The sequence below is a fragment of the Streptomyces sp. NPDC127092 genome, from assembly GCF_042722475.1.
GTDB lineage: Bacteria > Actinomycetota > Actinomycetes > Streptomycetales > Streptomycetaceae > Streptomyces.
Genome location: NZ_JBHXFE010000052.1, coordinates 15,306 through 40,020, shown reverse-complemented (window position 1 = coordinate 40,020; position 24,715 = coordinate 15,306). Strand labels below are relative to the sequence as shown.

Below are 24,715 nucleotides of genomic sequence, written 5' to 3'. Positions count from 1 at the left end.
ACACCGCCCCGCCCCGAACTACGCTGGGAAGCGTGGCCGAGATCGCCCTCACCAACACCGGTCTTGACGCCTTCCTGGAAGCGAGCCCCGAGTTCCGGGCGCCAGGAGCCGTCAGGGCCGCGGATGCCGTGCTGAGTCTGCTCGCGCTGCGCGGTGCGGACCGGGGGACCGGGGTGCCGGAGCCGACGCCCGCGCTCGCCAAGGAGCTCCTCCTCGAAGACCTGCCCGCCTTCGTGTGCGCCCCACCCGACGAGCTCGGGACCTACCCGGCGGTGCTGCGCGCGCTCGCCGCGCGGTTCGACGGGGAGCGGCGCAGCCGGGTGGAAGGGGCGGTCGGCGAGGCCGTCGCCGACTTCGAGCGCGCCATGGCCGACCCGGGGAACCTGACCTGGCCCCGCTGGTACGCCCAGCTGCTGCGCGCCGACGGCACCGATCACGAAGACCCCGAGGCCGTACGGGCCTGGCTCGCCGGCCTCGACGGGCCGCCGCTCCCCGACGGCGTGCGGCGGGCCGACCTCATGGGCCGCACCGCCGTCGCGGACCTCCTCCTCGCCGAGGTCCTGACCAGGGCGTACGTCCGGGACGCCGAGCGGCCGCCGGCCGCCGGGCCGCTGCTCGGCGACCACGACGTGGCGCAGGGCATCGGGACCGTCGCCGCCGCCCTGCTCGACCGCTGGACCGCGGCCGGGCTCGCCGAAGGGCTCGCCGGCGAGTACGCGCACCTCGCGCCCGGCCCGGACGACTTCCCCCATCTCGCCCTCGCCGACGCCCTGCTCGACGAGCACCTCGACTACTACGGCGACCCGTCCGTACCGCTGCCGCCGCCCGAGACGGAGGCGGCCGGGGACGACGTGGAGCGGGACGCCGACCTGCTGGCCGCCGTCGTCGACGAACTCGCCGAGGCGGAACCGTACGCGACCGCCGCGGAGCCGTACGAGAGGGTCGGGACGGCCGGAGGGGCCGGAGGAGCCGGAGCGGCCGGAGGAGCCGGGACGGCCGGAGGGGCCGGAGCGGCCGGAGTGGCCGGAGGAGCCAGAGCGGCCGTAGGAGCCGGATCGGTCGAAGGGGCCGGGACGGCCGAAGGGGCCGGAGTGGCCGGGACGGCCGGAGGGGCGGCAACGGGCAAGGCCGCCGGAGCCGCCGGATCCGCCGGATCCGCCGGATCCGCCCGAGTCGCCCGAGTCGCCGCCACCGAGCCGGACGGCGGCGGGGCCGGCCCCCGTGGGGGCGGGGCCGGGCCCTACGGCGGCGAGGCCGCCCACCTGCTCTACACGCTCTACCAGCGCGGCTGCTCCGCCGAGTCCGTCGCCCGCCGCGCCGCCGAGTTCGAGGACTGGACCGTCGACCCGGCCCTGGAGGACGCGCCCGTCCGCGTACCGCCGCCCGCCTCGCCCGCGTACACCACACCCACCGCCGGCGAGCTCGCCCGGCTGCTCGGCTCGCCCGGGATCAACGACACCGACCGGGCCCGGCTCGACAAGCCCGCGCACGAACTCGCCGCCGTCGTCGACCGGCTGGCGGCGACCGGCCTCGTCTTCCGCCACGGCGACGCCTTCGGGCTCACCCCGCGCGGCCGCGCCGTGGTCCGCTACCTGCTCGCCGTGCGCCGGGTCGCCGTGCCCGACGCCGCGGAGACGGCCGGCTGGGACGCCGCCCGCCTGGTGGAGGCCGCCGCGGGCTGGCCCCCGGCCGTCGCGGGCCGGGTCCTCGCCGACTGGCTGCGCGCCCGGAGCGAGGGCGCCGGGGCCTGGGGCGAGCTGCTGGACGCGCTCGGCACGGTCGACGCCGGCACCTCCGAAGCCGCCGCCACCCGTGCCCTGCTCGGCCTCCTCGACTGGTCCGCCGCGCCCGCCGAGGCGTTGCGCGACGCCCTGTCGGACCCGGTGGCCGGCGCCCGCGCCGAGGAAGCGCTGCTCGCGCGCGGCGACCGGGTGGGACCGGGCGTGGTGCCGGACTCCGCCCGCGCCCTTCGGGTCCTGGACGGGCTGCCCGGCAAGAAGGGACCGCTGGAGACGCGGCGCGCCGCCTTCGACGCGGCGGCGGCGCGCTGGCCCGGCGGTTCGGCGGCGCTGGTCGCCGCGATGGCGGCCGCAGACCCGCACGAGACCGCGCGGGTCCTCGGCCCCCTGGGCGTCAGCCTGCCGTGAGGTACATCCCGGAGGCCCCGGTGCCCGCCGTGTTGCGGCAGCTGTAGTTGCCGGTCGTCCTGGCGTGGATCAGCGCGAGGCACCGGCCCTGCGCCTGCTGCCCGTAGTAGTTCGGGTGCATGTTCTCCTGGAGCGGCCCCTGGGTCTGGTTCTGGTCGATCCAGCGCGCCCATTCGCTCGTCGTCGCCGAGGCGGGCACGGTCGACGACACCTGCTTGCTGGCCTTCGCGCACACCTCGCGTCCCTGGAGCATGTCGCGCAGGTCCAGGAACTGCGCGCCCTTGGCCGCGGCGACCGCCTTGAGCCGGTTGGCGATCTGCGGGACGAGGGAGTCGCGGGCCCAGTCGGAGTCCAGGTTCCAGAACGGGCAGCCGCCGGTGTTCGTGCGGCTCCAGCCGCTCTCGCCGTAGCGGTTCTCGGCGGCCCGGGGGATGGGGGAGGGGTAGGACTGGAGCACGATCCGGTAGTCGGAGTTCGCGTACCCGGCGCCGGTCATGACGGCTCTGATCTCGTCGACGGCCTTGCCAACGTCCGCCATCACCCCGTCGATCTTGGCGTCGACCTCGGCCTGCTGGTCGTCGTGGCAGTACGAGTACCAGACGATGTAGTCCGTCGCGCAGGTCGTGATGATGTCGGCGAAACCGAGGTCGTTGCCGCCGATGGACAGCGCGATCAGCTTCACGTCGCGGGTGGCGGCGACGGCCGCGAGCTGGTCGGCCTGCGGGGCCTCGCCCTTGTACGAGACGCCGCCGGCGGCCGCGCGGAACACGTTGTGGGTGGTGGCGCCGGAGCAGGCGAGGTTGATCAGCTCGCTCGCGAGGGCGCCCGCGCTCCTGACCTCCGCCGAGTCCGAGCGGTGGCAGCCGTTGGCCTCCGACGTGCCGTAGACCCGGCTCGGGTCGTACGCGCTGCCGGTCCAGGCGCGGTCGGTGCCGTTGCGGCTGCCGCTGGTGGTCAGGCTGTTGCCCATCCAGCGGCCGGCCTCGCCGGAGATGTAGCTGTCGCCCATGGAGACGACGGCGGTGGGCCCGGAGCCGGGGGAGGCGGCGGCGGGGGCCGGGGCCAGGGAGACGAGTCCGGCGGCGACGCACAGGGCGAGCAGTCCGCGCAGGGCGCGGCGGTGCGGGGACGAAGACATGGCTGTGCTCCTGCGGTGAGCGGTGCGCAGTGAGTGGGGGACAGCCGCCGGCCGGTGGCATGGCGGAATCTCGCACGCCCCGGCTTGTTACCGCTAGGTAGCTGCGTGTTTCGGTTACGTCACGTGACTTGTGAAACACCATGGATCGAAAACGGCGCGAACCGGTCCCGTACGCAATGCGAAAGACCCCGCCCCCGGTGCTGTGCGAGCACCGGGGGCGGGGTCGGTCTACGGGTCGGACGGGCCGGACGGCTGCTGTGCGGTCAGCCGACCAGCTGGTCGTACGCGGGGAGGGTGAGGAAGTCCGCGTAGTCGGCGTCGAGCGAGACGTGCAGCAGGAGGTCGTGGGCCTGCTGCCACTTCCCGGCCGCGAAGGCCTCGTCGCCGATCTCGGCGCGGATCGCGGCCAGCTCCTCGGCGGCGACCTCGCGGGCGAGTTCGGGAGTGGCCTTGCGGCCGTTCTCGAAGACGACCTCCGCGTTGATCCACTGCCAGATCTGCGAGCGCGAGATCTCGGCGGTGGCCGCGTCCTCCATCAGGTTGAAGATGGCGACGGCGCCCAGACCGCGCAGCCAGGCCTCGATGTAGCGGATGCCGACCTGGACGGCGTTGCGCAGACCGTCGTACGTCGGGTGGGCGTCCAGGGACGCGATGTCGATGAGCTCCGGGCCCTCGACGTGCACGTCCTCGCGCAGCCGGTCCTTCTGGTTCGGCTTGTCGCCGAGCACCGCGTCGAAGGAGGCCATGGCGATCGGGACGAGGTCGGGGTGCGCGACCCAGGAGCCGTCGAAGCCGTCGCCGGCCTCGCGGTCCTTGTCGGCCTTGACCTTCTCGAAGGCGACCTTGTTGACCTCGGCGTCCTTGCGGGACGGGATGAAGGCCGCCATGCCGCCGATCGCGTGCGCGCCGCGCTTGTGGCAGGTGCGGACGAGGAGTTCGGTGTACGCGCGCATGAACGGGGCCGTCATCGTGACCGCGTTGCGGTCCGGGAGGACGAACTTGGCGCCGCCGTCACGGAAGTTCTTGACGATGGAGAACAGGTAGTCCCAGCGGCCCGCGTTCAACCCGGCGGCGTGGTCGCGGAGTTCGTAGAGGATCTCCTCCATCTCGTACGCGGCCGTGATGGTCTCGATGAGGACCGTGGCGCGGACGGTGCCCTGCGGGATGCCGACGTAGTCCTGGGCGAAGACGAAGATGTCGTTCCAGAGGCGGGCCTCCAGGTGCGACTCGGTCTTCGGCAGGTAGAAGTACGGGCCCTTGCCGAGGTCGATCAGGCGCTGGGCGTTGTGGAAGAAGTAGAGGCCGAAGTCGACGAGCGCGCCGGGCACCGGGCGGCCCTCGACGGTCAGGTGACGCTCCTCCAGGTGCCAGCCGCGCGGCCGCATGACGACCGTGGCGAGCTCCGCGGCCGGCTTGAGGGCGTAGCTCTTGCCGGACCTCGGGTCGGTGAAGTCGATGTTCCGCGTGTACGCGTCGATCAGGTTGACCTGGCCGAGGACCACGTTCTCCCAGGTGGGCGCGGAGGCGTCCTCGAAGTCGGCGAGCCAGACCTTCGCGCCCGAGTTCAGCGCGTTGATCGTCATCTTCCGGTCGGTCGGACCCGTGATCTCCACGCGCCGGTCGTTCAGCGCCGCCGGGGCGGGCGCGACCTTCCAGGACTCGTCGGCGCGGATCGCCGCGGTCTCGGGCAGGAAGCCCAGCGACGACGTACGGGCGATCTCGGCGCGGCGCTCGGCGCGTCGGGCGAGCAGCTCGTCCCGGCGCGGAGTGAACCGGCGGTGCAGCTCGGCCACGAAGGCGAGGGCCGCGTCGGTGAGCACCTCCTCCTGGCGCGGCAGGGGCTCGGCTTCGACGACGACCAGGGAGGACGGCGCTGGTGCGGACATGAACTGTCACTTCCTTCAGCGGACTTCACGGGCGGTGCCACTCCGGCCGCCGGGCGTCGTCATGCGGCACGCAGTGCCACACATGCCGGGATACGGCCGGGAGCGCCGTCACGGGGGATCAGGCGCTTCTGAACAGTGGATACTAGTTTCCTCATGGTGGAAGTTCAATGGTTTGTTGATGTCGAGATTCTTTGGGTCGACACAACGTGGCGCTCGGTGCCACACCCTTCACTCCAGGTGCACCAGGTCCGCCTCCGTGTCGATGTCGTACGGCTCGGCCACATCCGAACAGTCCACGAGCGTGATCGCATCCCGGTGCGCCTTCAGGTAGTCCCGCGCCCCCTGGTCCCCGACCGCGTCCCCCGCGATCGCCGCCCAGCGGTCCGCCCCGAACAGCACCGGATGGCCCCGCTTCCCGTCGTACGACGCCGCCGCGAGCGCGTCGCGCGAGCCGTACGCGGCGAGCACCCGGGCCACCGCCGCGGGTCCGATCCCCGGCTGGTCCACAAGCGACACCAGGGCCGCGTCCACCGGCAGGGCCTCCGCCTTCAGGGACGCGAGCCCGACGCGCAACGAGGAGCCCATGCCCTCGGCCCACTCCGGGTTGTCCACCAGGACGCACCCCGGCAGCCGGGCCGCCTCACGCACCCGGTCGGCCGCCGCGCCGAGCACCACGTGCACCACCTCACAGCCGCCCTCGCGCAGCACCCGCACCGCGTGCTCGACGAGCGGCCGGCCGCGGTGCGGAAGCAGCGCCTTGGGCCGCCCGCCGAGCCGCCGGCCCCCACCGGCGGCCAGCAGCAGGCCCGCCACGAGGGGCTCTTCTGTCTCACGAGTCATCTGATTCCTCCGTAGACATTCCGCGCTTCAGGGCGGAGAGGAAACGGACTGCGGTGGAGCAGGGCGAGGCGCTGTGATTCGCCGCCGGGCGGATCGCAGTGCCCTGACCCGCAGGTTTGATCGTAAGTCGCAGTCTTCCTAGTTTGTGCGCATGACTGTGGCGTGTGTGAAGCGGGCGTTCAAGTACCGCTTCTATCCGAGCGATGCGCAGGCGGCCGAGCTGTCGCGCACGTTCGGCTGTGTGCGCAAGGTCTACAACCTCGCCCTGGCGGCCCGCACCGAAGCGTGGGCGCGTCAGGAGCGAGTCAATTACAACCGGACCTCCGCCCTGCTGACGGCGTGGAAGAGGACTGAGGAACTGGCGTTCCTCAACGACGTGTCGTCGGTGCCGTTGCAGCAGTGCCTCCGGCACCTGCAGACGGCGTTCACGAACTTCTTCGGCAAGCGGGCGAAGTACCCGCGTTTCAAGTCACGAAAGAGGTCCCGGAAGTCCGCCGAGTACACCACCAGCGGCTTCCGCTTCCGTGACGGCCGTCTGACCCTGGCGAAGATGACGGAGCCGCTGGACATCGTGTGGTCCAGGCCGCTTCCCGAGGGGGCGTCACCGTCCACGGTGACCGTCTCCCAGGACAGTGCGGGCCGCTGGTTCGTGTCGCTGCTGTGCGAGGACGTGTCCGTGCAGCCGCTCCCGGCGGCCGGCCAGGCGGTTGGCGTGGATGTCGGCTTGGACCACCTGCTGACTCTGTCCACCGGCGAGAAGATCGCCAACCCGAGGCACGAGCGCCGCGACCGTGCCCACCTTGCCAGGGCCCAGCGCAGTCTGGCGCGCAAGGCCAAGGGAGACGGCGCCAACCGGGTCAAGGCCCGGAGGAAGGTCGCGAAGATCCACGCCCGGATCGCCGACCGCAGGCGTGACGGCCTGCACAAGCTGACCACTCGACTCGTTCGTGAGAACCAAACGATCGTGATCGAGGACCTGACCGTGCGCAACATGGTCAAGAACCGGAGCCTGGCCCGCGCCATCTCAGACGCGGCATGGGCCGAGTTCCGGAGCTTGCTGGAGTACAAAGCCCGGTGGTACGGGCGGAAGGTGGTCGCGGTCGACCGCTTCTTCCCCTCCTCCAGGCTGTGCTCCCACTGCGGCATCGTCTCAGAGAGGATGCCGCTTGACGTCCGTACCTGGACGTGCGAGGACTGCGGCACGACCCACGACCGGGACGTGAACGCGGCACGCAACCTTCTGGCCGCCGGGCTGGCGGTGACAGTCTGTGGAGCCGGTGTAAGACCTCAACGGAGAACTCCGGGCGGGCAGTCGGCGACGAAGCAGAAAGCCTCACAGCGCGAGCCGTGAGATTCCTCCCCGTTCACGAGGAGGAGAAGCCAAGGGGACTGCATACCGCAATCGTCGTCGCGGCGCCCGGATCACACGTATGTCTGAACTTGCGTCCGCCCGCTGGCGCGCCGGGCGCGCGGAGGGGTTAACTGACCCGCGGCCCAGGGCGCCCGACCATCGCCCGACGGTCGGCACAGTGACGTGCGCAAGGGGGGAAGACCATGTTGCGAAGCGTGGGGCAGAGGCGAGTGACCGCTGACGGCGTGGACCCGAGGGTGGCCGAGCTGCGCGCCGCCGTGTCCCGGTTACGGCGCGAACTGGCCGGGCACCGCCGGGAGTTCGCCGACCGCGCGATCGCCGAGGACGAGCTCGCCGCGCTCGACGCGATGGCCGTCAGCGGAGCCCCGGAGGTGTGGCGGCTGCGCCGCTCGCTGCTCCTGATCGCGGGCGCGATCGGTTCGGTCAGCGCCCTCGCCGAGGGACTCGCGGCGGTCTGGCGCGCCGTCGAACTCTTCGGCCCGCCGCAGCCTCCCGGCGACGCCTGAGGACACCGCCTCAGGGCCTGATCAGCGCCGGATCAGTCGTCGTGCCGTGGCCGCCGCCACCGCCGCCGTACGGGAGTCCACGCCGAGCTTGGCGAAGATGTGCACCAGATGCGACTTCACCGTCGCCTGGCTCAGGAACAGCGCCTTGCTGATCTGCTGGTTCGACAGGCCCTCCCCGACCAGCTGGAGCACCTCCAGCTCCCGCCGGGTCAGCGCCTCCGCCGGGGTCCGCATCCGGTCCATCAGCCGGTGCGCCACGGCCGGGGCGAGCGCCGACTGGCCCGCCGCCGCGGTCCGCACCGCCGCCGCCAGCTCCTCCGGCGGGGCGTCCTTCAGCAGATAGCCCGAGGCGCCGGCCTCCACGGCCGCGAGGATGTCCGCGTCCGAGTCGTACGTGGTCAGGACGAGCACCCGCGGCCCGTCCGGTACGGCCGTGATCGCCGCGGTCGCCTCCGAGCCGTGCATCCCGGCACCGAACTGGAGGTCCATCAGGACCACGTCCACGCCACCGGCGGCGGCCAGCTCGACCGCCTTCTCCGCCGTCGCCGCCTCGCCCACCACCGCGAAGTCCGGCTCGGTGTCGAGGACGGCGCGCAGCCCGGCCCGTACCACCGGGTGGTCGTCGGCGAGCAGCAGTCGGACGGTCATCTTCAGGCTCCGGGCAGGGGGAGGGAAACGGCCACGGCGGTGCCCTGGCCGGGCGCGGACTCGACGGTGAAGGTGCCGCCCAGCGACTCCGCGCGCGAGCGCATCGCCGGGAGGCCGAAGCCGCCCTCCGAGGACGGCAGCACGGAGAGCGGGTCGAAGCCCTTGCCGTCGTCCACCACGTCCAGCGTCACCGAACCGCCCATGAACGACAGCGTGATCTCCGCCCGCGAGGCGGAGGCGTGCCGGACGGTGTTCGCGAGCGCCGACTGGGCGATCCGCAGCAGCGCCACCTCGTACGGGGTGGGCAGCTCGACCGGCGTCCCGCTGACCGAGCAGCGCACCCGCGGCCCGTCCGGACCGGCCGTCCCGCACAGCCGCTCCAGGGCCCCGGCCAGCGAACCGTGCTCCAGGTCGGGCGGGGTGAGCGCCCGCACGAAGCGGCGCGCCTCGGCGAGGTTGTCCTGGGCGGCCCGCCGGGCCTCGTCGATGTGGCCCGCGGCCGGCGAGCCCGTCGGCAGCGCGCGCTCGGCGGCCCGCAGCAGCAGCTGGATCGAGGAGAGTCCCTGGGCCAGGGTGTCGTGGATCTCCCGGGCGAGCCGCTCCCGTTCGGCGAGCGTCCCCGCGTGCCGCTCGGCCGCCGCCAGCTCGGCCCGCGTGGCGATCAGCTCCTCGACCATGTGCCGCCGCCGCTCGCTCTCCCGGTACAGCGCCTGGTAGCCGAGCACGGTCGCGACGGCGACCGCCGCGCCGAGCAGCGGCCCGATGAAGACGCCCGGGTTGAGGGCGGCGCCGTGCCGCACGTACGACAGGATGGCGGCGCACGCGGTGACCGCCACCGCGGGCAGCGAGCAGCGCGCCGGCAGCAGGTGCAGCTGGAGGAAGTACAGCGGGAAGGCGATCCACAGCCCTTCGGGCGTCAGCCACAGCAGCACCAGCCAGCTCAGGCACAGCAGCCCGAGCCAGACCGCGGCGGCCCGCTGCGAGGCCCGCACCGCCGGCAGCAGCGACCCGGCCGCGTACACCGCGCCGGTGACCGCGGCGGCCGCGACCCCCGAGCTCGTGTGCGAGCGGAGCGCGGCGAGCACCAGCAGGCCCGCGACCAGGAGATGGAGGCACAGGCGAAGGGCGCGCAGGGCGGGGGTGAGCGAGCGGGGATCCATGACCAGTCCAGGGTAGGCGGGCGCCGCGGGCGGACCGGGCGATCCGGACTCAACCGAAAGTTTGATTACGGAGCCATCCGTGGCGCGATGCCCGCGGCGGCTCCCGCCCAGCAGGCTTGGCCCCATGTTCGTGGCATGGAGAGACCTCGGATTCGCCAAGGGGCGATTCACCTTGATGGGCACGGTGATCGTCCTGATCACCCTGCTCGTCGGACTGCTGTCGGGGCTGACCGCCGGGCTCGCGCGGGAGAACGTCTCGGCGGTCACCGGCCTGCCGGCCGACCGGCTGGCCTTCGCCGCCCCGCCCGGCGGCCGGTCGGTTTCCTTCACCAGCTCGACCGTCACCGAGTCGCAGTGGCGGGACTGGGCCGCCCGGCCCGGCGTACGCGGCGCCGAGCCGCTCGGCATCCGTATCCTCGACGCGGCGGCCGGCGGGCGCACCGCCGCGGTCTCCGCCTTCGGCACCGAGTCCGGATCCGGGCTCGCGCCCGGTGCCGTCGGCCCCGGCCGGGTGATCCTCTCCGAGTCGGCGGCCGAGGAGCTGGACGCCACCGCCGGGGACCGTGTGCGCCTCGGCGCCCTGGAGGCCACGGTCGCCGCGGTCGCCGGGGACGCCTCGTACAGCCACACGCCCGTCGTGTGGACCTCGCTCGACGACTGGCAGAAGCTCGGGCACGGCGGCACCACGCCCGAGGAGCAGGCCACCGTCATCGCGCTCAGCGGTTCGGACGTCGACTGGGCGGCCGGGGACGCGGCCCTGAAGACCTCGGCGAAGACGATCGACGAGGCGCTCGGCGCCATAGGGTCCTACCAGGCCGAGAACGGCTCGCTGCAACTGATGCGGGGCTTCCTCTTCGTGATCTCCGCGCTCGTCATAGGAGCCTTCTTCACCGTCTGGACCATCCAGCGCAGCGCCGACGTGGCGGTCCTCAAGGCGCTGGGCGCCTCGACGCCGTACCTGCTGAAGGACGCCCTCGGCCAGGCCGTGGTGATGCTGACCGCGGGCACGCTCCTCGGCACCGGGCTCGCCGTCGGCATCGGCGCGCTGATCAGCGGCGGCGACGTGCCCTTCGTGCTCCAGCCGCTGACCGTGCTCGGCCCGGCGGCCGTGATCGTCGTGCTCGGTGTGCTCGGCGCGGCCCTGTCCATCCGGCGGATCACCGCCGTCGATCCCCTGACCGCCCTCGGGAGTGCCCGATGAGCCTGCTGCTCGAAGACGTGACCCTGACCTACCCGGACGGCGACGGCCGGCTCACCGCTCTCGACTCCGTCTCCCTGGAGGTGCCCGCGGGATCGCTCGCCGCGGTCGTCGGGCCCTCGGGCTCCGGCAAGTCCAGCCTGCTGGCGGTGGCCGCGACCCTGGTCACGCCGGACAGCGGACGCGTGGAGGTGGCCGGTACCGACACCGGGCCGCTGAGCCCGGCGCAGAAGGCCGCGCTGCGGCGCGAGCGGATCGGCATCGTCTTCCAGCAGCCCAACCTCCTGCCCTCGCTCACCGCGCTCGAACAGCTCCAGGTGATGGCCCACCTGTCCGGCCGGCCGAGCCGCGCCGCGCGCGAGCGGGCCGCCGGGCTGCTGGCTGCGGTGGGCCTGGCCGAGCAGGCCCACCGCCGCCCGCACCAGCTCTCCGGCGGCCAGCGCCAGCGCGTCAACATCGCCCGGGCGCTCATGAACGAGCCCTCCGTGCTCCTGGTGGACGAGCCGACCAGCGCCCTGGACCACGAGCGCGGCGCGGCGGTCATGGAGCTCCTCGCGGGGCTGACGGCGGAGCGCGGGACGGCGACGGTCCTCGTCACGCACGACCGGACGCACCTGGGGAGGGCGGACCGGGTGGTGGCGGTGCGGGACGGGCGGCTCACCGAGGAGGCGGTGGCGGTCTGACGTACGCGAAGGCGCCCGGAACCACACGGTTCCGGGCGCCTTCGCGTGGGTGCGCGGTTCTCAGCCCTGGCCGTTGCCCGCCGTGTTCGCGAGCGCCGTCGAGAGCTCCTCGGCGACCTGGTGGAGGATCGGGACGATCTTCTCGGTCGCCGCCTCCGTCACCCGGCCCGCCGGGCCCGAGATGGAGATGGCGGCCGCGGTGGGAGAGTTCGGCACCGGCACCGCGAGGCAGCGGACGCCTATCTCCTGCTCGTTGTCGTCGACCGCGTAACCCGTCTCGCGGACGGCCGCCAGCGCGTCCAGGAAGCCCTCGGGCGTGGTGATCGTCTTCTCGGTCGCGGCCGGCATGCCGGTACGGGCGAGCAGCGCGCGGACCTCGTCGGCCGGGGTGTGGGCGAGGAGCGCCTTGCCGACGCCGGTGGAGTGCGGCAGCACCCGGCGGCCGACCTCGGTGAACATGCGCATGGAGTGCTTGGACGGCACCTGGGCGACGTACACGATCTCGTCGCCGTCGAGCAGCGCCATGTTCGCGGTCTCGCCGGTCTCCTCGACGAGCCGCGCGAGGTACGGGCGGGCCCAGGTGCCGAGCAGCCGGGAGGCGGACTCGCCGAGGCGGATCAGGCGGGGGCCGAGGGCGTAGCGCCGGTTGGGCTGCTGGCGTACGTAGCCGCAGGCGACCAGGGTGCGCATCAGGCGGTGGATGGTGGGCAGCGGCAGGCCGCTGCTGGCGGAGAGCTCGCTGAGCCCGACCTCGCCACCGGCGTCGGCCATCCGCTCGAGGAGGTCGAAGGCACGCTCGAGGGACTGGACGCCCCCGCTCGCGGCGGGTTTGGCGGCGTCGGTGGTGCTGGCGCTGGACGTCGGCACGGCAACGGTCCTTTCGGGGCAGGCGGGCAAGTCAGCAGCCTACCGGGCCGTCGCGCCGGGCACACGGCCCAGGTGTGGGCGTCCGGGCCGGTCAGGGGGTGTTTGTCCGTTGTCGGCGACTGCCCGGAGGGCTCCTGGTCCACCCCGCATGTACGGAGCTACGTTCTACTGTACGAAATTCTCATTCCACTTCATGGAAACGTCCAAGCGCGGTTCGTCCGCGTCTCATGCTGGAAGTGTGCCCTTGACGACCCGTCGTCTCGGACGCACACTCCTTCAACAGTTCGTTGAATTTCTGCTTCGTGGAAGCAGTCGAGGAAGAAGGGGTACGGGTGGACGTCAACCTGGTCCTGCGTTCGACGCGTGTCATCACTCCCGAGGGGACGCGTGCGGCGTCGATCGCCGTCGCCGGCGGGACGATCGCCGCCGTGCTGCCCTACGACGCCGAGGTGCCGGCCGGCGCCCGGCTGGAGGACGTCGGCGACCACGTCGTCCTGCCCGGCCTCGTCGACACCCACGTCCACGTCAACGACCCCGGCCGCACCGAGTGGGAGGGCTTCTGGACGGCCACCCGCGCCGCGGCCGCCGGCGGCATCACCACCCTGCTCGACATGCCGCTCAACTCGCTGCCGCCCACCACCACGGTCGAGCACCTGCGGATCAAGCAGGACGTGGCCCGCCCGAAGGCCCACATCGACACGGGCTTCTGGGGCGGCGCGCTCCCGGACAACGTCAAGGACCTGCGACCCCTGCACGACGCGGGCGTCTTCGGCTTCAAGTGCTTCCTCTCGCCCTCCGGCGTCGACGAGTTCCCGCAGCTCGACCAGGAGCAGCTGGCCGCCTCCCTCGCCGAGATCGCCGGCTTCGACGGGCTGATGATCGTCCACGCCGAGGACCCGCACGAGCTCGACGCCGCCCCGCAGATGGGCGGTGGAAAGGCCGTCGAATACGCGGCCTTCCTCGCGTCCCGGCCCCGCGTCGCCGAGAACACGGCCATCGAGAACCTGATCAACCAGGCCCGCCGGCTGAGCGCCCGCGTCCACGTCCTGCACCTGTCGTCCTCCGACGCGCTGCCGCTGATCGCCGCCGCCAAGGCCGAGGGCGTGAAGATCACCGTCGAGTCCTGCCCGCACTTCCTCACCCTCACGGCCGAGGAGGTCCCCGACGGCGCCACCGAGTTCAAGTGCTGCCCGCCCATCCGCGAGGCGGCCAACCAGGACCTGCTCTGGCAGGGCCTCGCCGACGGCACCATCGACTGCATCGTCTCCGACCACTCGCCGTCCACCGTCGACCTCAAGACCGGCGACTTCGCCTCCGCCTGGGGCGGCATCTCCTCCCTCCAGCTCGGCCTGCCCGCCATCTGGACCGAGGCCCGCCGCCGCGGCCACGACCTGACGGACGTCGCCCGCTGGATGTCGCAGGCCCCGGCCGAGCTCGCCGGCCTGTCCCGCAAGGGCGCCATCGAGGCCGGCCGCGACGCCGACTTCGCCGTGCTCGACCCGGACGCCACCTTCACCGTCGACCCGGCGGAGCTCCAGCACCGCAACCGGATCACCGCCTACGCGGGCAAGACCCTCTACGGCGTCGTCACCTCCACCTGGCTGCGCGGCGAACGCATCAACGACCGCGGCACCCTGGCCGAGCCCTCCGGCCGCCTTCTCGAAAGGAACAACTGACCGTGACCGGGCTGTATTCTTCTGATTCTTCTCTGGCCTCCTTCACCGGCGACGCCAGCCCCTACGGAGGCGGCGACCCGTACGCCGACTACCGCACGGCCGACTTCCCCTTCACGCAGTACGCCGACCTCGCCGACCGCCGCCTGGGCGCGGGCGTGATCGCCGCCAACGACGAGTTCTTCGCCGAGCGCGAGAACCTGCTCAAGCCCGAGGCCGCCGAGTTCGACCCCGAGCACTTCGGCCACAAGGGCAAGATCATGGACGGCTGGGAGACCCGCCGCCGCCGCGGCGTCTCCGCCGAGCAGCCGCACCCCACCGAGGACGACCACGACTGGGCCCTGGTACGCCTCGGCGCGCCCGGCGTCATCCGCGGCATCGTCGTGGACACCGCCCACTTCCGCGGCAACTACCCGCAGGCCGTCTCCGTCGAGGCCACCTCGGTCGCCGGCTCGCCCTCGCCCGAGCAGCTGCTCGCCGACGACGTGAAGTGGACGACCCTCGTCCCGCGCACCGCCATCGGCGGCCACGCCGCCAACGGCTTCGCCGTCGACGTCGAACAGCGCTTCACCCACCTCCGGGTCAACCAGCACCCCGACGGCGGCATCGCCCGCCTCCGGGTGTACGGCGAGGTCGCCCCGGACCCGCGGTGGCTCGGCGTGCTCGGCACCTTCGACCTCGCGGCCCTGGAGAACGGCGGCCGGGTCGAGGACGCCTCCGACCGCTTCTACTCCCCGGCCACCAACACCATCCAGCCCGGCCGCTCGCGCAAGATGGACGACGGCTGGGAGACCCGCCGCCGCCGCGACAAGGGCAACGACTGGATCCGCTACAGCCTCGCCGCCGAGTCCGAGATCCGCGCCGTCGAGATCGACACCGCGTACCTCAAGGGCAACAGCGCAGGCTGGGCCGCGCTGTCCGTGGCCGCCGAGGGCTCCGAGGACTGGACCGAGATCCTGCCCCGCACCCGGCTCCAGCCCGACACCAACCACCGCTTCGTGCTCGACACGCCGGCGGTCGGCTCCCGGGTCCGGATCGACATCTACCCCGACGGCGGCATCTCCCGCCTCCGTCTCTTCGGCTCGCTCACCGAGGCGGGCGCGGCCCGGCTGACCGCCCGCCACCAGGAGCTCGGCGGCTGACGCAGCCCCGCTCCACCCCGAACTGAGCGGGTACGACACCCCGCTCGGCCCGCGAGGGCGCACCGGCATGACAGCACCGGTGCGCCCTCGTGCTCATGCGGCGTGGCCGCCGTCCACCGAGAACTCGGCGCCCGTCACGTACGCCGCGCCCGGCCCCGCCAGGAACGCGACCATCGCCGCGACCTCCTCGGCGGTCCCGTAGCGGCCGAGTGCCGTCATCTGCGCCTGGCCCTCCGCGTACGGGCCGTCGGCCGGGTTCATGTCGGTGTCCGTCGGCCCCGGGTGGACGATGTTCGCCGTGATGCCCCGGCCGCCGAGCTCGCGGGCCAGCGCCTTCGTCAGGCCGATCAGCGCGGCCTTGCTGGTCGCGTACAGCGTGCCGCCCGGACCCGGCACCCGCTGGGTCATGCAGGTGCCGATGGTGATGATCCGGCCGCCCGCGTCCATGCGCGCGGCCGCCGCCTGGGAGGCGAGGAAGGCCGAGCGGACGTTCACCGCGAGCACCCGGTCCACGTCGGCGAGGGAGAGGGACTCCAGCGGAGCGATGACGCCGACGCCGACGTTGTTGACCAGCACGTCCAGCCGGCCGAGGGCGTCGGCCGCCCAGTCCACGGCACCGGCCGCGTCGCCCGCGTCCCCGGCGTCCGCCCGCAGCGCGAGCGCCTTGCCGCCGGCCGCCCCGATCCGGGCCGCGACCTCGCGGGCCCGCTCCTCTCCCCGGACGTAGGTGAAGGCCACGTCCGCGCCCTCCTGGGCGAGGCGGACGGCCGTCGCCGCGCCCACGCCCCGGCTGCCGCCGGTGACCAGAACCGCCTTGCCGCTCATGGTGGACATCCCGTAACTCCCCTTGCGTCGGTTGTCGTTGCGTGTTCAATCAAACACGGTCGGCGGCGCCGGCACCGGCGGGAATCGGACGCCGACCCGCACCGATGAGTTCCGTCGAGCGGCGGGGTCGGAAGGAGTGGGACAGCATGGTCCGGAAGAGAAAGGGCACCCCTCATGGCCACCCTGAGCCTCACCCAGTTCCTCACCCTCGACGGCGTCTACCAGGCCCCCGGCGGCCCCGAGGAGGACACCACCGGCGGCTTCGACCTCGGCGGCTGGGTCTTCCCGTACGTCGACGAGGACTTCGGCCGCTTCGTCAACGAGGTCTTCGAGCGGCCCACCGCCTTCCTCCTGGGCCGCCGCACGTACGACATCTTCGCGAGCTACTGGCCGAAGCAGACCGACCCGGACGACCCGATCGCGGGCAGGCTGAACGCCCTGCCCAAGTACGTCGTCTCCACCACCCTCGACCGCGCCGACTGGCCCACCACCACCGTCCTGCGCGGCGACGCCGCCGACGCGGTCGCGGCGCTCAAGCAGCGGCTCGACGGCGAGGTCCAGATGCACGGCAGCGGCGGCCTGGCACGCACCCTCCTGGAGCACGACCTGATCGACCGACTGCACCTGCTCGTCTTCCCGGTCGTGCTCGGCAAGGGCCGTCGCCTCTTCGCCGAGGGCGCCACGCCCAGCGCCTTCCGGCTCGCCGAGTCCCGCTTCACGAGCACCGGCGTCACCATCCAGACGTACGAACTGGCGGGCCGGCCCACGTTCGGCACCATCGGCGAGTAGGGATCCGGGAAAGGTGTAGCCACCACCCTCCCCGGCGGATACGGTGATCTCCCCCGTGTGAGAGCCGCCGAAGTCTCCACCCCGCCCCACGAGTCGGAGACCGCTCGCCGATGACCACCGCCGCCGTACCCGTGCCCCTCGGCGCCCCGCGCCGCGCCTGGCTCACCGATCTGCCCGTCCTGCTCGTCGCGGTCGTCTGGGGCGCCAGCTACCTCGCGGCGAAGGGCATCACCACCGCGAACACCGTGCTCGCCGTCCTGGTCCTGCGCTTCGCCGTGGTGCTGCCCGTCCTGGTCGCCGCCGGATGGCGCAGACTGCGGGCGCTGGACTCCGCCCAGTGGCGCGGGGCGGCCGTCCTCGGCCTGATCCTCGCCGGGATCTTCCTCCTGGAGACGTACGGCGTCGTCCACACCTCCGCCACCAACGCGGGCCTCATCATCAGCCTCACCATGATCTTCACGCCGCTCGCGGAGGCGGCCGTCAACCGGACCAGGCCGCCCCGCGCCTTCCTCGCCGCCGCCGGCCTGTCGGTGGCGGGCGTGGTCCTGCTGACCCAGGGCGGCGGGTTCACCGCGCCCTCCCTCGGCGACCTGCTGATGCTGCTCGCGGCCCTCGCCCGTACCGTCCACGTGCTCGCGATGGCACGCATCAAGGCCGTCCGGAGCGCGGACTCCCTGTCGCTCACCACCGTCCAACTGGGCTCCGCCGTCGCCGTCTTCGCCGTCCTGGCCGCCCTCCCCGGCACCGGAGCCCCGCCGTGGGCGGCGGCAGCGGACTTCGGTCCCGGCGAGTGGGCGGGCCTGCTCTTCCTCTCCGTCCTCTGCACGCTCTTCGCCTTCTTCGTGCAGATGTGGGCGGTACGCCGCACCTCCCCGTCCCGGGTCAGCCTCCTGCTCGGCACCGAGCCCCTGTGGGCCGCCGCCGCGGGCATCGCCCTGGCCGGCGACCGCCCGGGCCTCGTGGGCCTCGCGGGCGCCGCGCTCGTCCTCGCGGGCACGGCATGGGGCCGCAGGGCCGCCGACCACGCCGCCCAGGACGCGCGCTAGGCGTCGCTCAGCCCTTCACCCGGTCCGACATCACCATCAGGGCGAAGCCCAGGGCCGCGATCACGATGTTCGCGAACAGGGCGTGGTGCTCCAGGAACCAGACGTTCTCGGTCAGGAAGCGGGTCACGCCCATCAGGCGGAACCAGCCGCCGGTCAGTTCGCGGATCACGCCGAAGACGCCGAAGACCGTCAGCAGGAAGCCCGTCACCTCAAGAAGTCTCTTCATGCCTCCGAGCCTGGTCCCCGGGCGGGCGGCGCCGCGTCGGCCGCCGGTATCGGACCGCGGGGGACCCGTACGACCGAAGTCGCGGGCTTCGCGACTTTGGTATCGGGCGGCCGTCCTCATGCCGCGGGCGGGGCCCTCACCTGCGTACATTTCCGGTATGACGCGCACCTGGCTGCTGCCCTCCCACCTGGTCGAGGCCGCCCGGACCGGCGCCCTCGACGGGGCGGAGGGGCGGCGGCCACGGCGGACCGCGCGGGACTGGGTGGTGGACACCACCCTGTTCCTGCTCGCCGCGTTCGTCGGGCTGCTCGCCGCCGAGACCAGCGCCCGCTACAACGGCGAGGCCGTCGCCCTCGCCGACCAGATCGCCGGCGGCCTCGCCTGCGTCGCGCTCTGGCTGCGCCGCCGATGGCCCGTCGGGCTCGCCGTCACCCTGTCCGTCGTCAGCGTCGTCGCGCCCACCGCCGGAGGCGCCCTCCTCGCGAGCCTCTTCAGCGTCGCCGTGCGCCGCCCCTTCCGGCAGGTCGCCTGGATCGTCCTGCTCGCCATCGCCGGCTCCACCGTCCAGGTCTTCGTCCGCCCCGACCCCGACACCGGCGTCCCCCTCGGCATCGGCCTCGGCGCCGTGCTCATCCTCCTCGTCACCGCCTGGGGCATGCTCGTACGCTCCCGCCGCCGGCTCGTCGAGGCGCTGCGCGACCGGGCCCTGCGCGCCGAGGCCGAGGCCGAGCTGCGCGCCCAGCAGGCGCAGCGGGCGGCCCGCGAGGCCATCGCCCGCGAGATGCACGACGTCCTCGCGCACCGGCTGACCCTGCTCAGCGTGCACGCCGGCGCCCTGGAGTTCCGGCCCGACGCCCCGCCCGAGCAGATCGCCCGGGCCGCCGGAGTCATCCGGGACAGCGCCCACGAGGCACTCCAGGACCTGCGGGAGATCATCGGCGTGCTGCGGTCCCCCGGCGAGGGGGCCGAGGACCGGCCGCAGCCCACCCTCGCCACCCTCGACACCCTGGTCGCCGAGGTCCGCGAGGCCGGCATGAAGGTCGTCCTCGACTCCACCGTCACCGACCCCGACACGGTGCCCGCCGCCACCGGCCGCACCGTCTACCGGATCGCCCAGGAAGCCCTGACCAACGCCCGCAAGCACGCCCCCGGCGCCGAGGTCACCCTCACCGTGCGCGGCCGCCCCGGCGACGGCCTCACCGTCGACGTCCGCAATCCCGCGCCCGTCGGACCCGTCCCGCACGTGCCCGGCTCCGGGCAGGGCCTCATCGGCCTCGCCGAGCGCGCCACCCTCGCCGGCGGCCGGCTCCGGCACGGACCGGCCCCCGACGGCGGCTTCGCCCTCCACGCCTGGCTACCGTGGCCCGCATGACCATCCGGCTGCTGATCGTCGACGACGACCCCCTGGTCCGCGCGGGCCTCTCCCTCATGCTCGGCGGAGCCGACGACATCACGATCGTCGGCGAGGGAACCGACGGCGCCGAGGTCCCCGCCCTCGTCGACCGGCTCGCCCCCGACGTCGTCCTCATGGACATCCGCATGCCCGCGGTCGACGGCCTCACCGCCACCGAGGAGCTCCGCTCCCGGCCCGGCGCGCCCGAGGTCGTCGTGCTCACCACCTTCCACGCCGACGAGCAGGTGCTGCGCGCCCTGCGGGCCGGCGCCGCCGGCTTCGTCCTCAAGGACACCCCGCCCGCCGAGATCGTCGCCGCCGTCCGCCGGGTCGCCGCCGGCGATCCCGTGCTCTCGCCCGCCGTGACCCGCCAGCTGATGAGCCACGTCGCCGGGCGCGACGACACCTCGCGGCGGGCGCCCCGCCGCGCCACCGCCCTCGAACGCCTCGCGCCGCTCGCCGGGCGCGAGCGCGAGGTCGCCGTCGCCGTCGGCCAGGGCCGCTCCAACGCCGAGATCGCCGCCGCCCTCTACATGAGCGTCCCCACCGTCAAGACCCACGTCTCGCGGATTCTGGCCAAGCTCGACCTCAACAACCGTGTCCAGATCGCCCTCCTCGTCCACGACGCCGGACTCCTCGACCTCCCCGACGGCGAGAACGGGGCATAGGCTGGGCCGATGTCCGTCATCGATCTGGGGGAATACGGCGCGGACTTCACCGCGAACCCGTACCCGTACTACGCGAAGCTCCGCGAGGCCGGTCCGGTCCACGAGGTCATCACTCCGGACGGCATGCCCGCCTGGCTGATCGTCGGTTACGAGGAGGCCCGCGCCGCCCTCGCCGACCAGCGGTTCTCCAAGTCCTTCTCGTCCATGGGCATACCGCTGCCCGAGGAGGAGGTCGTCGGCCCGAACCTGCTCATCGTCGACCCGCCCGACCACACCCGGCTGCGCAAGCTCGTCGCCGGCGAGTTCACCGGACGCCGCGTCGAGGCGCTGCGCCCGCGGATCCAGCAGCTCACCGACGAACTCCTGGACGCCATGGCCCCGGCCGGTCGCGCCGACCTCGTCGACTCCTTCGCCTTCCCGCTGCCGATCACCGTCATCTGCGAACTGCTCGGCGTCCCCGCCGCCGACCGGGACTCCTTCCGGGCCTGGTCCAACGAACTCGTCGCCCCCACCGGGGCCATGACCGACCGGGAGGCCGTCGAGGGCTTCGGCGGCTACCTCGACGAACTCATCGAGGACAAGCGGGCCGCGGGCCCCGCCGACGACCTGCTGTCCGCGCTCATCCGGACCCGCGCCGAGGACGGCGACCGGCTCTCGCTGCCCGAACTCCGGGCCCTGGCCTACCTGCTGCTCATCGCGGGCCACGAGACCACCGTCAACCTCATCGCCAACACCGTCCGCGCCCTGCTCACCCATCCGGAGCAACTGGCTGCCCTGCGAGCCGACTTCGACCTCCTCGACGGTGCCGTCGAGGAGGGCCTGCGCTACGACGGTCCGGTGGAGACGGCGACGCTCAGGTTCGCCGCCGAGCCGGTCCCTGTCGGCGGGGCCGTCATCCCCGCCGGCGCCGTCGTCGTGGTCGGCATCGCCTCCGGCGCGCGCGACCCGGGCCGCTTCCCGGAGCCCGACCGCTTCGACATCCGCCGCGACCCGCGCGGCCACCTCGCCTTCGGCCACGGCATCCACTACTGCCTGGGCGCCCCGCTCGCCCGCCTGGAAGGCAAGATCGCGATCCGGTCCCTGCTCGAACGCTTCCCCCGGCTGGAACTCGACCCCGAGGCCGGACCGTACGAATGGCTCCCGGGCATGCTCATCCGCGGCACCCGGCGGCTCCCCGTCGTCTGGTGACGGCCGTCCGGTGACCGCCGCCCCGTGACACCCCGCCCCGCGGCCTGGCGAGAGCGTGCCTCTCAGGTCGCGGGGATCTCCGTGAGCCGCACCGGCCGCCGCTCGCGCCGCGACAGCACGCACGCCTCCGCGACCCGCAGCGCTTCCAGTGCCTCGGTCCCGTCGCAGGGGTTCTCCCGCTCCCCGCGCACCAGCCCCACGAAGGCGTCCAGCTCCGCCTCGTACGCCGGGGCGAACCGCTCCAGGAAACCCGGCCACGGCTTGCCGGGCGGCGGCGGGCCCATCGGCTCGACCGACTCCAGCGGAGTGCGCTCGTCCAGGCCCACGGCCAGCTGCGCCAGCTCCCCGGCCAGCTCCATCCGCACGTCGTACCCGGCGCCGTTGCAGCGGGTCGCGGTCGCCGTCACCAGCGTGCCGTCGTCCAGGGTGAGCAGCGCCGCCGCCGTGTCCACGTCGCCCGCCTCCCGGAACATCGCCGGGCCCGCGTCCGAGCCCGTCGCGTACACCTCCACGACCTCCCGCCCGGTCACCCAGCGCACGGCGTCGAAGTCGTGCACCATGCAGTCCCGGTAGAGGCCGCCCGACAGCGGCAGGTACGCGACGGGCGGCGGCGCCGGGTCCGAGCTCGCCGCCCGTACGGTGTGCAGCCGGCCGAGCCGCCCGGTCGCCACGGCCTCCCGCGCCGCCCGGTACCCGGCGTCGAACCGCCGCATGAAGCCCAGCTGCAGCTCGGTCCCGGCCGCCTCGACGGCCCGCAGCGCCCCGAGCGTGCCCGGGACGTCCAGCGCGATCGGCTTCTCGCAGAACGCCGGAAGCCCGGCCGCCGCGGCCCGCCCGATCAGCTCCGCGTGCGCGGCCGTCGCCGAGGCGATCACCACCGCGTCCAGGGCGTGGTGCGCGAACAGGTCCTCCACCGTCGGCGCCGCCTCCGCCCCGAGCGCTCCGGCCACCCGCGCGGCCCGTGCCGCGTCGGCGTCCGCGAGGACCAGCGCCCCGACCTCCGGATGCCGCGCGAGCACCCCGGCGTGAAACGCCCCGATCCGTCCCGTCCCGACCAGTCCGATCCGCATGGCCCCAAGGTCGTTCGGAACGCACCGGCTGTCAAGGACGGCCCTTCGCGTTCCAGCCGCCCGCCCATGGGTAGGACGGACGGGGCCGGGTCACGGCCCCGCCGAAGATCGGCTCGACCCCCATGACCGATACTGCAATGCACGCAGAAGGACACAAAGGAGGGCACGGCCTCGTGACCAGGGTTCGCACAGGAGGGGTACGCGCGGCGGTCGGCGCCGTGCTCGCGGTGGCGCTGACCGCCGCGCTCGCCGGATGCAGCAGCACCGGCGGCAAGCGCGCGGAGGACGCCCGCAAGGCGGCCGCGGCCCAGGGCCGGGCGGCCGTCGACACCCCCCGCTGGACCTTCGCCATGATCACCCACTCGGGCGACGGCGACACCTTCTGGGACATCGTCCAGAACGGCGCCAGGCAGGCCGCCGTCAAGGACAACATCAACTTCCTCTACGCCCACAGCGACGAGGCGCAGCAGCAGGCCCAGCTCATCGACTCGTACGTGGCGAAGAAGGTCGACGGCATCATCGTCACCCTCGCCAAGCCCGACGCGATGAAGGCGGCCGTCGAGAAGGCCGTGAAGGCCGGCATCCCGGTGATCACGGTGAACTCCGGCGCCGAGCAGTCCAAGGCCTTCGGCGCCCTCACCCACATCGGCCAGGACGAGACCGTCGCCGGCGAGGCCGTCGGCGACGAGCTCGACAGGCGCGGCCGCAAGAAGGCCCTGTGCGTCCTGCACGAGCAGGGCAACGTCGGCCACGAGCAGCGCTGCGCCGGCGCGAAGAAGACCTTCGGCGGCGAGCTGCAGAACCTCTACGTCGACGGCACCAACATGCCCGACGTCCAGGCCTCCATCCTCGCCAAGCTCCAGTCCGACCCGTCCGTCGACGCCGTCGTGACCCTCGGCGCTCCCTTCGCCGACGCCGCCGCCCAGGCGAAGAAGAGCGCCGGCAGCAAGGCCGAGATCGACACCTTCGACCTCAACGCCAAGGTCGCCTCCGGCCTGGAGTCCGGCACCCTCGGCTTCGCCGTCGACCAGCAGCCGTACCTCCAGGGCTACCAGGCCGTCGACCTGCTCTGGTTGTACAAGTACAACGCCGACGTCCTCGGCGGCGGCAAGCCGGTCCTCACCGGCCCGCAGATCATCACCAGGGACCAGGCCGCGGCGCTGAAGGGCTACACCGAGCGGGGTACGCGATGAGCGCCGCCTCCCCGCCCTCGGACGGCCTCGACCACGTCGACGAACGGCTGCTCCGCACCTCGCCGCTGAAGAAGCTCCTCGCCCGGCCCGAGCTCGGCTCCGTCGTCGGCGCCGCCGCCGTCTTCCTCTTCTTCTCGGTCGTCGCCGACGGCTTCCTGCGCGCCTCCAGCCTCGGCACGGTGCTCTACGCGGCCTCCACCATCGGGATCATGGCCGTGCCGGTCGCGCTCCTGATGATCGGCGGCGAGTTCGACCTGTCCGCCGGCGTGCTCGTCACCACCTCGGCGCTCGTCTCGTCGATGTTCAGCTACCAGATGACCGCGAACGTGTGGGTCGGCGTCGGCGTCTCGCTGCTCGTGACGCTCGCCGTCGGCGCGTTCAACGGTTTCCTGCTCACCCGCACCAAGCTGCCGAGCTTCATCATCACGCTCGGCACCTTCCTCATGCTGACCGGCCTGAACCTCGGCTTCACCAAGCTGATCAGCGGCACCGTCTCCACCAAGTCGATCGCCGACATGGAGGGCTTCCCCTCCGCCCGCACGCTGTTCGCCTCGACCTGGACGGTCGGCGGCGTCGAGCTCAAGGTGACGATCCTCTGGTGGTTCGCCCTCGTCGCCCTCGCCACCTGGATCCTGCTGCGCACCCGCTTCGGCAACTGGATCTTCGCCGTCGGCGGCGGCGCCGACGCCGCCCGCGCGGTCGGCGTACCGGTCCACCGGACCAAGATCGGCCTCTACCTGGGCGTGGCCTTCTGCGCCTGGATCTCGGGGCAGCACCTGCTCTTCTCCTTCGACGTCGTCCAGTCCGGCGAGGGCGTCGGCAACGAGCTGATCTACATCATCGCGGCGGTCATCGGCGGCTGTCTGATCACCGGCGGCTACGGCTCCGCCATCGGCTCCGCGGTCGGCGCGTTCATCTTCGGCATGACCGGCAAGGGCATCGTGTACGCCGAGTGGAACCCGGACTGGTTCAAGTTCTTCCTCGGCGCGATGCTGCTGCTCGCCACGCTCCTGAACGCCTGGATCCGCAAGCGCGTGGAGGCCACCAAGTGACCACG

Annotated in this window: 23 protein-coding genes; 14 read left to right on the top strand and 9 right to left on the bottom strand. The window is 73.1% G+C overall.

Features of this window, described 5'->3' with window-relative positions:
* Positions 1-32 precede the first annotated feature (32 nt).
* Positions 33-2,147, top strand: coding sequence for a hypothetical protein (locus tag ACFWJO_RS32165; RefSeq protein WP_386870883.1), 2,115 nt, complete (start codon positions 33-35; stop codon positions 2,145-2,147).
* Here the strand turns inward: ACFWJO_RS32165 and ACFWJO_RS32160 are convergent.
* The 3 genes from ACFWJO_RS32160 to ACFWJO_RS32150 all read right to left on the bottom strand — a co-directional run bounded on the left by ACFWJO_RS32160 (position 2,134) and on the right by ACFWJO_RS32150 (position 6,011).
* A complete protein-coding gene (locus ACFWJO_RS32160) occupies positions 2,134-3,285 on the bottom strand; it encodes a GDSL-type esterase/lipase family protein (RefSeq protein WP_386870881.1) in 1,152 nt (383 codons plus the stop codon). The genes ACFWJO_RS32165 and ACFWJO_RS32160 overlap by 14 nt on opposite strands.
* Positions 3,286-3,548: 263 nt before the next feature.
* On the bottom strand, positions 3,549-5,171 hold the full coding sequence (gene aceB, locus ACFWJO_RS32155; protein ID WP_386870879.1) for a malate synthase A: 1,623 nt from the start codon (positions 5,169-5,171) through the stop codon (positions 3,549-3,551).
* Positions 5,172-5,399: 228 nt separating this feature from the next.
* Entirely contained in the window at positions 5,400-6,011 is a 612-nt protein-coding gene (locus tag ACFWJO_RS32150; RefSeq protein ID WP_386870877.1) for an NTP transferase domain-containing protein, read from the bottom strand.
* 151 nt (positions 6,012-6,162) lie between these two features.
* On the opposite strand from ACFWJO_RS32150, the gene ACFWJO_RS32145 reads away from it, so the two are divergent.
* On the top strand, positions 6,163-7,362 hold the full coding sequence (locus ACFWJO_RS32145) for an RNA-guided endonuclease InsQ/TnpB family protein (protein WP_386870875.1): 1,200 nt from the start codon (positions 6,163-6,165) through the stop codon (positions 7,360-7,362).
* Between the two features lie 203 nt (positions 7,363-7,565).
* Positions 7,566-7,889, top strand: coding sequence for a DUF5955 family protein (locus ACFWJO_RS32140; RefSeq protein WP_386870873.1), 324 nt, complete (start codon positions 7,566-7,568; stop codon positions 7,887-7,889).
* 21 nt (positions 7,890-7,910) lie between these two features.
* Here ACFWJO_RS32140 and ACFWJO_RS32135 read toward each other — a convergent pair whose 3' ends face one another.
* The gene (locus ACFWJO_RS32135) at positions 7,911-8,537 is read right to left on the bottom strand and encodes a response regulator (protein ID WP_386870871.1); all 627 of its coding nucleotides are present in this window, start codon (positions 8,535-8,537) and stop codon (positions 7,911-7,913) included.
* 2 nt (positions 8,538-8,539) lie between these two features.
* Complete coding sequence (locus tag ACFWJO_RS32130; protein ID WP_386870869.1) at positions 8,540-9,697, bottom strand: sensor histidine kinase; 1,158 nt, start codon at positions 9,695-9,697, stop codon at positions 8,540-8,542.
* A 124-nt stretch (positions 9,698-9,821) separates the two neighbouring features.
* On the opposite strand from ACFWJO_RS32130, the gene ACFWJO_RS32125 reads away from it, so the two are divergent.
* Positions 9,822-10,898, top strand: coding sequence for an ABC transporter permease (locus ACFWJO_RS32125; RefSeq protein ID WP_386870867.1), 1,077 nt, complete (start codon positions 9,822-9,824; stop codon positions 10,896-10,898).
* Positions 10,895-11,578: an ABC transporter ATP-binding protein gene (locus ACFWJO_RS32120; RefSeq protein WP_386870865.1), complete on the top strand. Its 684-nt coding sequence runs from the start codon at positions 10,895-10,897 to the stop codon at positions 11,576-11,578. The genes ACFWJO_RS32125 and ACFWJO_RS32120 overlap by 4 nt, the downstream gene beginning before the upstream one ends.
* 60 nt (positions 11,579-11,638) lie before the next feature.
* Here the strand turns inward: ACFWJO_RS32120 and ACFWJO_RS32115 are convergent, their stop codons facing one another.
* A complete protein-coding gene (locus ACFWJO_RS32115) occupies positions 11,639-12,445 on the bottom strand; it encodes an IclR family transcriptional regulator (protein ID WP_384422376.1) in 807 nt (268 codons plus the stop codon).
* 332 nt (positions 12,446-12,777) lie between these two features.
* Between ACFWJO_RS32115 and allB the strand changes: the two genes are divergently transcribed.
* Both allB and alc read left to right on the top strand, forming a co-directional pair.
* Entirely contained in the window at positions 12,778-14,121 is a 1,344-nt protein-coding gene (gene allB / locus ACFWJO_RS32110) for an allantoinase AllB (protein ID WP_386870916.1), read from the top strand.
* A gap of 2 nt (positions 14,122-14,123) precedes the next feature.
* Complete coding sequence (gene alc / locus ACFWJO_RS32105; protein WP_386870863.1) at positions 14,124-15,260, top strand: allantoicase; 1,137 nt, start codon at positions 14,124-14,126, stop codon at positions 15,258-15,260.
* Between the two features lie 93 nt (positions 15,261-15,353).
* Here alc and ACFWJO_RS32100 read toward each other — a convergent pair whose 3' ends face one another.
* Positions 15,354-16,094 (bottom strand): SDR family oxidoreductase, encoded by a 741-nt coding sequence (locus tag ACFWJO_RS32100; protein ID WP_386870861.1) that lies wholly within the window; start codon positions 16,092-16,094, stop codon positions 15,354-15,356.
* Between the two features lie 165 nt (positions 16,095-16,259).
* Here ACFWJO_RS32100 and ACFWJO_RS32095 point away from each other — a divergent pair, with 165 nt between their 5' ends.
* Together ACFWJO_RS32095 and ACFWJO_RS32090 are read left to right on the top strand one after the other, a co-directional pair.
* Positions 16,260-16,874 carry a dihydrofolate reductase family protein gene (locus ACFWJO_RS32095; protein WP_386870859.1) on the top strand — a complete coding sequence of 205 codons (615 nt, stop codon included), beginning with the start codon at positions 16,260-16,262 and terminating at the stop codon, positions 16,872-16,874.
* A 110-nt stretch (positions 16,875-16,984) separates the two neighbouring features.
* Complete coding sequence (locus ACFWJO_RS32090) at positions 16,985-17,920, top strand: DMT family transporter (protein ID WP_386870857.1); 936 nt, start codon at positions 16,985-16,987, stop codon at positions 17,918-17,920.
* A gap of 7 nt (positions 17,921-17,927) precedes the next feature.
* On the opposite strand, the gene ACFWJO_RS32085 is transcribed toward ACFWJO_RS32090, so the two are convergent.
* A complete protein-coding gene (locus ACFWJO_RS32085; protein WP_385694606.1) occupies positions 17,928-18,146 on the bottom strand; it encodes a hypothetical protein in 219 nt (72 codons plus the stop codon).
* A 157-nt stretch (positions 18,147-18,303) separates the two neighbouring features.
* Between ACFWJO_RS32085 and ACFWJO_RS32080 the strand changes: the two genes are divergently transcribed.
* The 3 genes from ACFWJO_RS32080 to ACFWJO_RS32070 are packed head-to-tail and all read left to right on the top strand — an operon-like array spanning position 18,304 to position 21,395.
* Positions 18,304-19,518, top strand: a complete 1,215-nt coding sequence (locus ACFWJO_RS32080) for a sensor histidine kinase (protein WP_386870855.1) — start codon at positions 18,304-18,306, stop codon at positions 19,516-19,518.
* Complete coding sequence (locus ACFWJO_RS32075; RefSeq protein WP_386870853.1) at positions 19,515-20,207, top strand: response regulator; 693 nt, start codon at positions 19,515-19,517, stop codon at positions 20,205-20,207. The genes ACFWJO_RS32080 and ACFWJO_RS32075 overlap by 4 nt, the downstream gene beginning before the upstream one ends.
* A 9-nt stretch (positions 20,208-20,216) precedes the next feature.
* A complete protein-coding gene (locus ACFWJO_RS32070) occupies positions 20,217-21,395 on the top strand; it encodes a cytochrome P450 (RefSeq protein ID WP_386870851.1) in 1,179 nt (392 codons plus the stop codon).
* 62 nt (positions 21,396-21,457) lie between these two features.
* On the opposite strand, the gene ACFWJO_RS32065 is transcribed toward ACFWJO_RS32070, so the two are convergent.
* Positions 21,458-22,465 (bottom strand): Gfo/Idh/MocA family oxidoreductase, encoded by a 1,008-nt coding sequence (locus tag ACFWJO_RS32065; RefSeq protein ID WP_386870849.1) that lies wholly within the window; start codon positions 22,463-22,465, stop codon positions 21,458-21,460.
* 173 nt (positions 22,466-22,638) lie between these two features.
* On the opposite strand from ACFWJO_RS32065, the gene ACFWJO_RS32060 reads away from it, so the two are divergent.
* Positions 22,639-23,658, top strand: coding sequence for a sugar ABC transporter substrate-binding protein (locus tag ACFWJO_RS32060; protein ID WP_386870848.1), 1,020 nt, complete (start codon positions 22,639-22,641; stop codon positions 23,656-23,658).
* Positions 23,655-24,710 carry an ABC transporter permease gene (locus ACFWJO_RS32055; protein ID WP_384422396.1) on the top strand — a complete coding sequence of 352 codons (1,056 nt, stop codon included), beginning with the start codon at positions 23,655-23,657 and terminating at the stop codon, positions 24,708-24,710. The genes ACFWJO_RS32060 and ACFWJO_RS32055 overlap by 4 nt, the downstream gene beginning before the upstream one ends.
* Positions 24,711-24,715 lie beyond the last annotated feature (5 nt).

What these genes read in the sequence shown, in the direction of transcription:
- ACFWJO_RS32160 (WP_386870881.1), bottom strand. Translation starts at nt 3,285, where the DNA reads ATGTCTTCGTCCCCGCACCGCCGCGCCCTGCGCGGACTGCTCGCCCTG.
- aceB (WP_386870879.1), bottom strand. Translation starts at nt 5,171, where the DNA reads ATGTCCGCACCAGCGCCGTCCTCCCTGGTCGTCGTCGAAGCCGAGCCC.
- ACFWJO_RS32150 (WP_386870877.1), bottom strand. Translation starts at nt 6,011, where the DNA reads ATGACTCGTGAGACAGAAGAGCCCCTCGTGGCGGGCCTGCTGCTGGCC.
- ACFWJO_RS32145 (WP_386870875.1), top strand. Translation starts at nt 6,163, where the DNA reads ATGACTGTGGCGTGTGTGAAGCGGGCGTTCAAGTACCGCTTCTATCCG.
- ACFWJO_RS32140 (WP_386870873.1), top strand. Translation starts at nt 7,566, where the DNA reads ATGTTGCGAAGCGTGGGGCAGAGGCGAGTGACCGCTGACGGCGTGGAC.
- ACFWJO_RS32135 (WP_386870871.1), bottom strand. Translation starts at nt 8,537, where the DNA reads ATGACCGTCCGACTGCTGCTCGCCGACGACCACCCGGTGGTACGGGCC.
- ACFWJO_RS32130 (WP_386870869.1), bottom strand. Translation starts at nt 9,697, where the DNA reads ATGGATCCCCGCTCGCTCACCCCCGCCCTGCGCGCCCTTCGCCTGTGC.
- ACFWJO_RS32125 (WP_386870867.1), top strand. Translation starts at nt 9,822, where the DNA reads ATGTTCGTGGCATGGAGAGACCTCGGATTCGCCAAGGGGCGATTCACC.
- ACFWJO_RS32120 (WP_386870865.1), top strand. Translation starts at nt 10,895, where the DNA reads ATGAGCCTGCTGCTCGAAGACGTGACCCTGACCTACCCGGACGGCGAC.
- ACFWJO_RS32100 (WP_386870861.1), bottom strand. Translation starts at nt 16,094, where the DNA reads ATGTCCACCATGAGCGGCAAGGCGGTTCTGGTCACCGGCGGCAGCCGG.
- ACFWJO_RS32095 (WP_386870859.1), top strand. Translation starts at nt 16,260, where the DNA reads ATGGCCACCCTGAGCCTCACCCAGTTCCTCACCCTCGACGGCGTCTAC.
- ACFWJO_RS32090 (WP_386870857.1), top strand. Translation starts at nt 16,985, where the DNA reads ATGACCACCGCCGCCGTACCCGTGCCCCTCGGCGCCCCGCGCCGCGCC.
- ACFWJO_RS32085 (WP_385694606.1), bottom strand. Translation starts at nt 18,146, where the DNA reads ATGAAGAGACTTCTTGAGGTGACGGGCTTCCTGCTGACGGTCTTCGGC.
- ACFWJO_RS32080 (WP_386870855.1), top strand. Translation starts at nt 18,304, where the DNA reads ATGACGCGCACCTGGCTGCTGCCCTCCCACCTGGTCGAGGCCGCCCGG.
- ACFWJO_RS32075 (WP_386870853.1), top strand. Translation starts at nt 19,515, where the DNA reads ATGACCATCCGGCTGCTGATCGTCGACGACGACCCCCTGGTCCGCGCG.
- ACFWJO_RS32070 (WP_386870851.1), top strand. Translation starts at nt 20,217, where the DNA reads ATGTCCGTCATCGATCTGGGGGAATACGGCGCGGACTTCACCGCGAAC.
- ACFWJO_RS32065 (WP_386870849.1), bottom strand. Translation starts at nt 22,465, where the DNA reads ATGCGGATCGGACTGGTCGGGACGGGACGGATCGGGGCGTTTCACGCC.
- ACFWJO_RS32055 (WP_384422396.1), top strand. Translation starts at nt 23,655, where the DNA reads ATGAGCGCCGCCTCCCCGCCCTCGGACGGCCTCGACCACGTCGACGAA.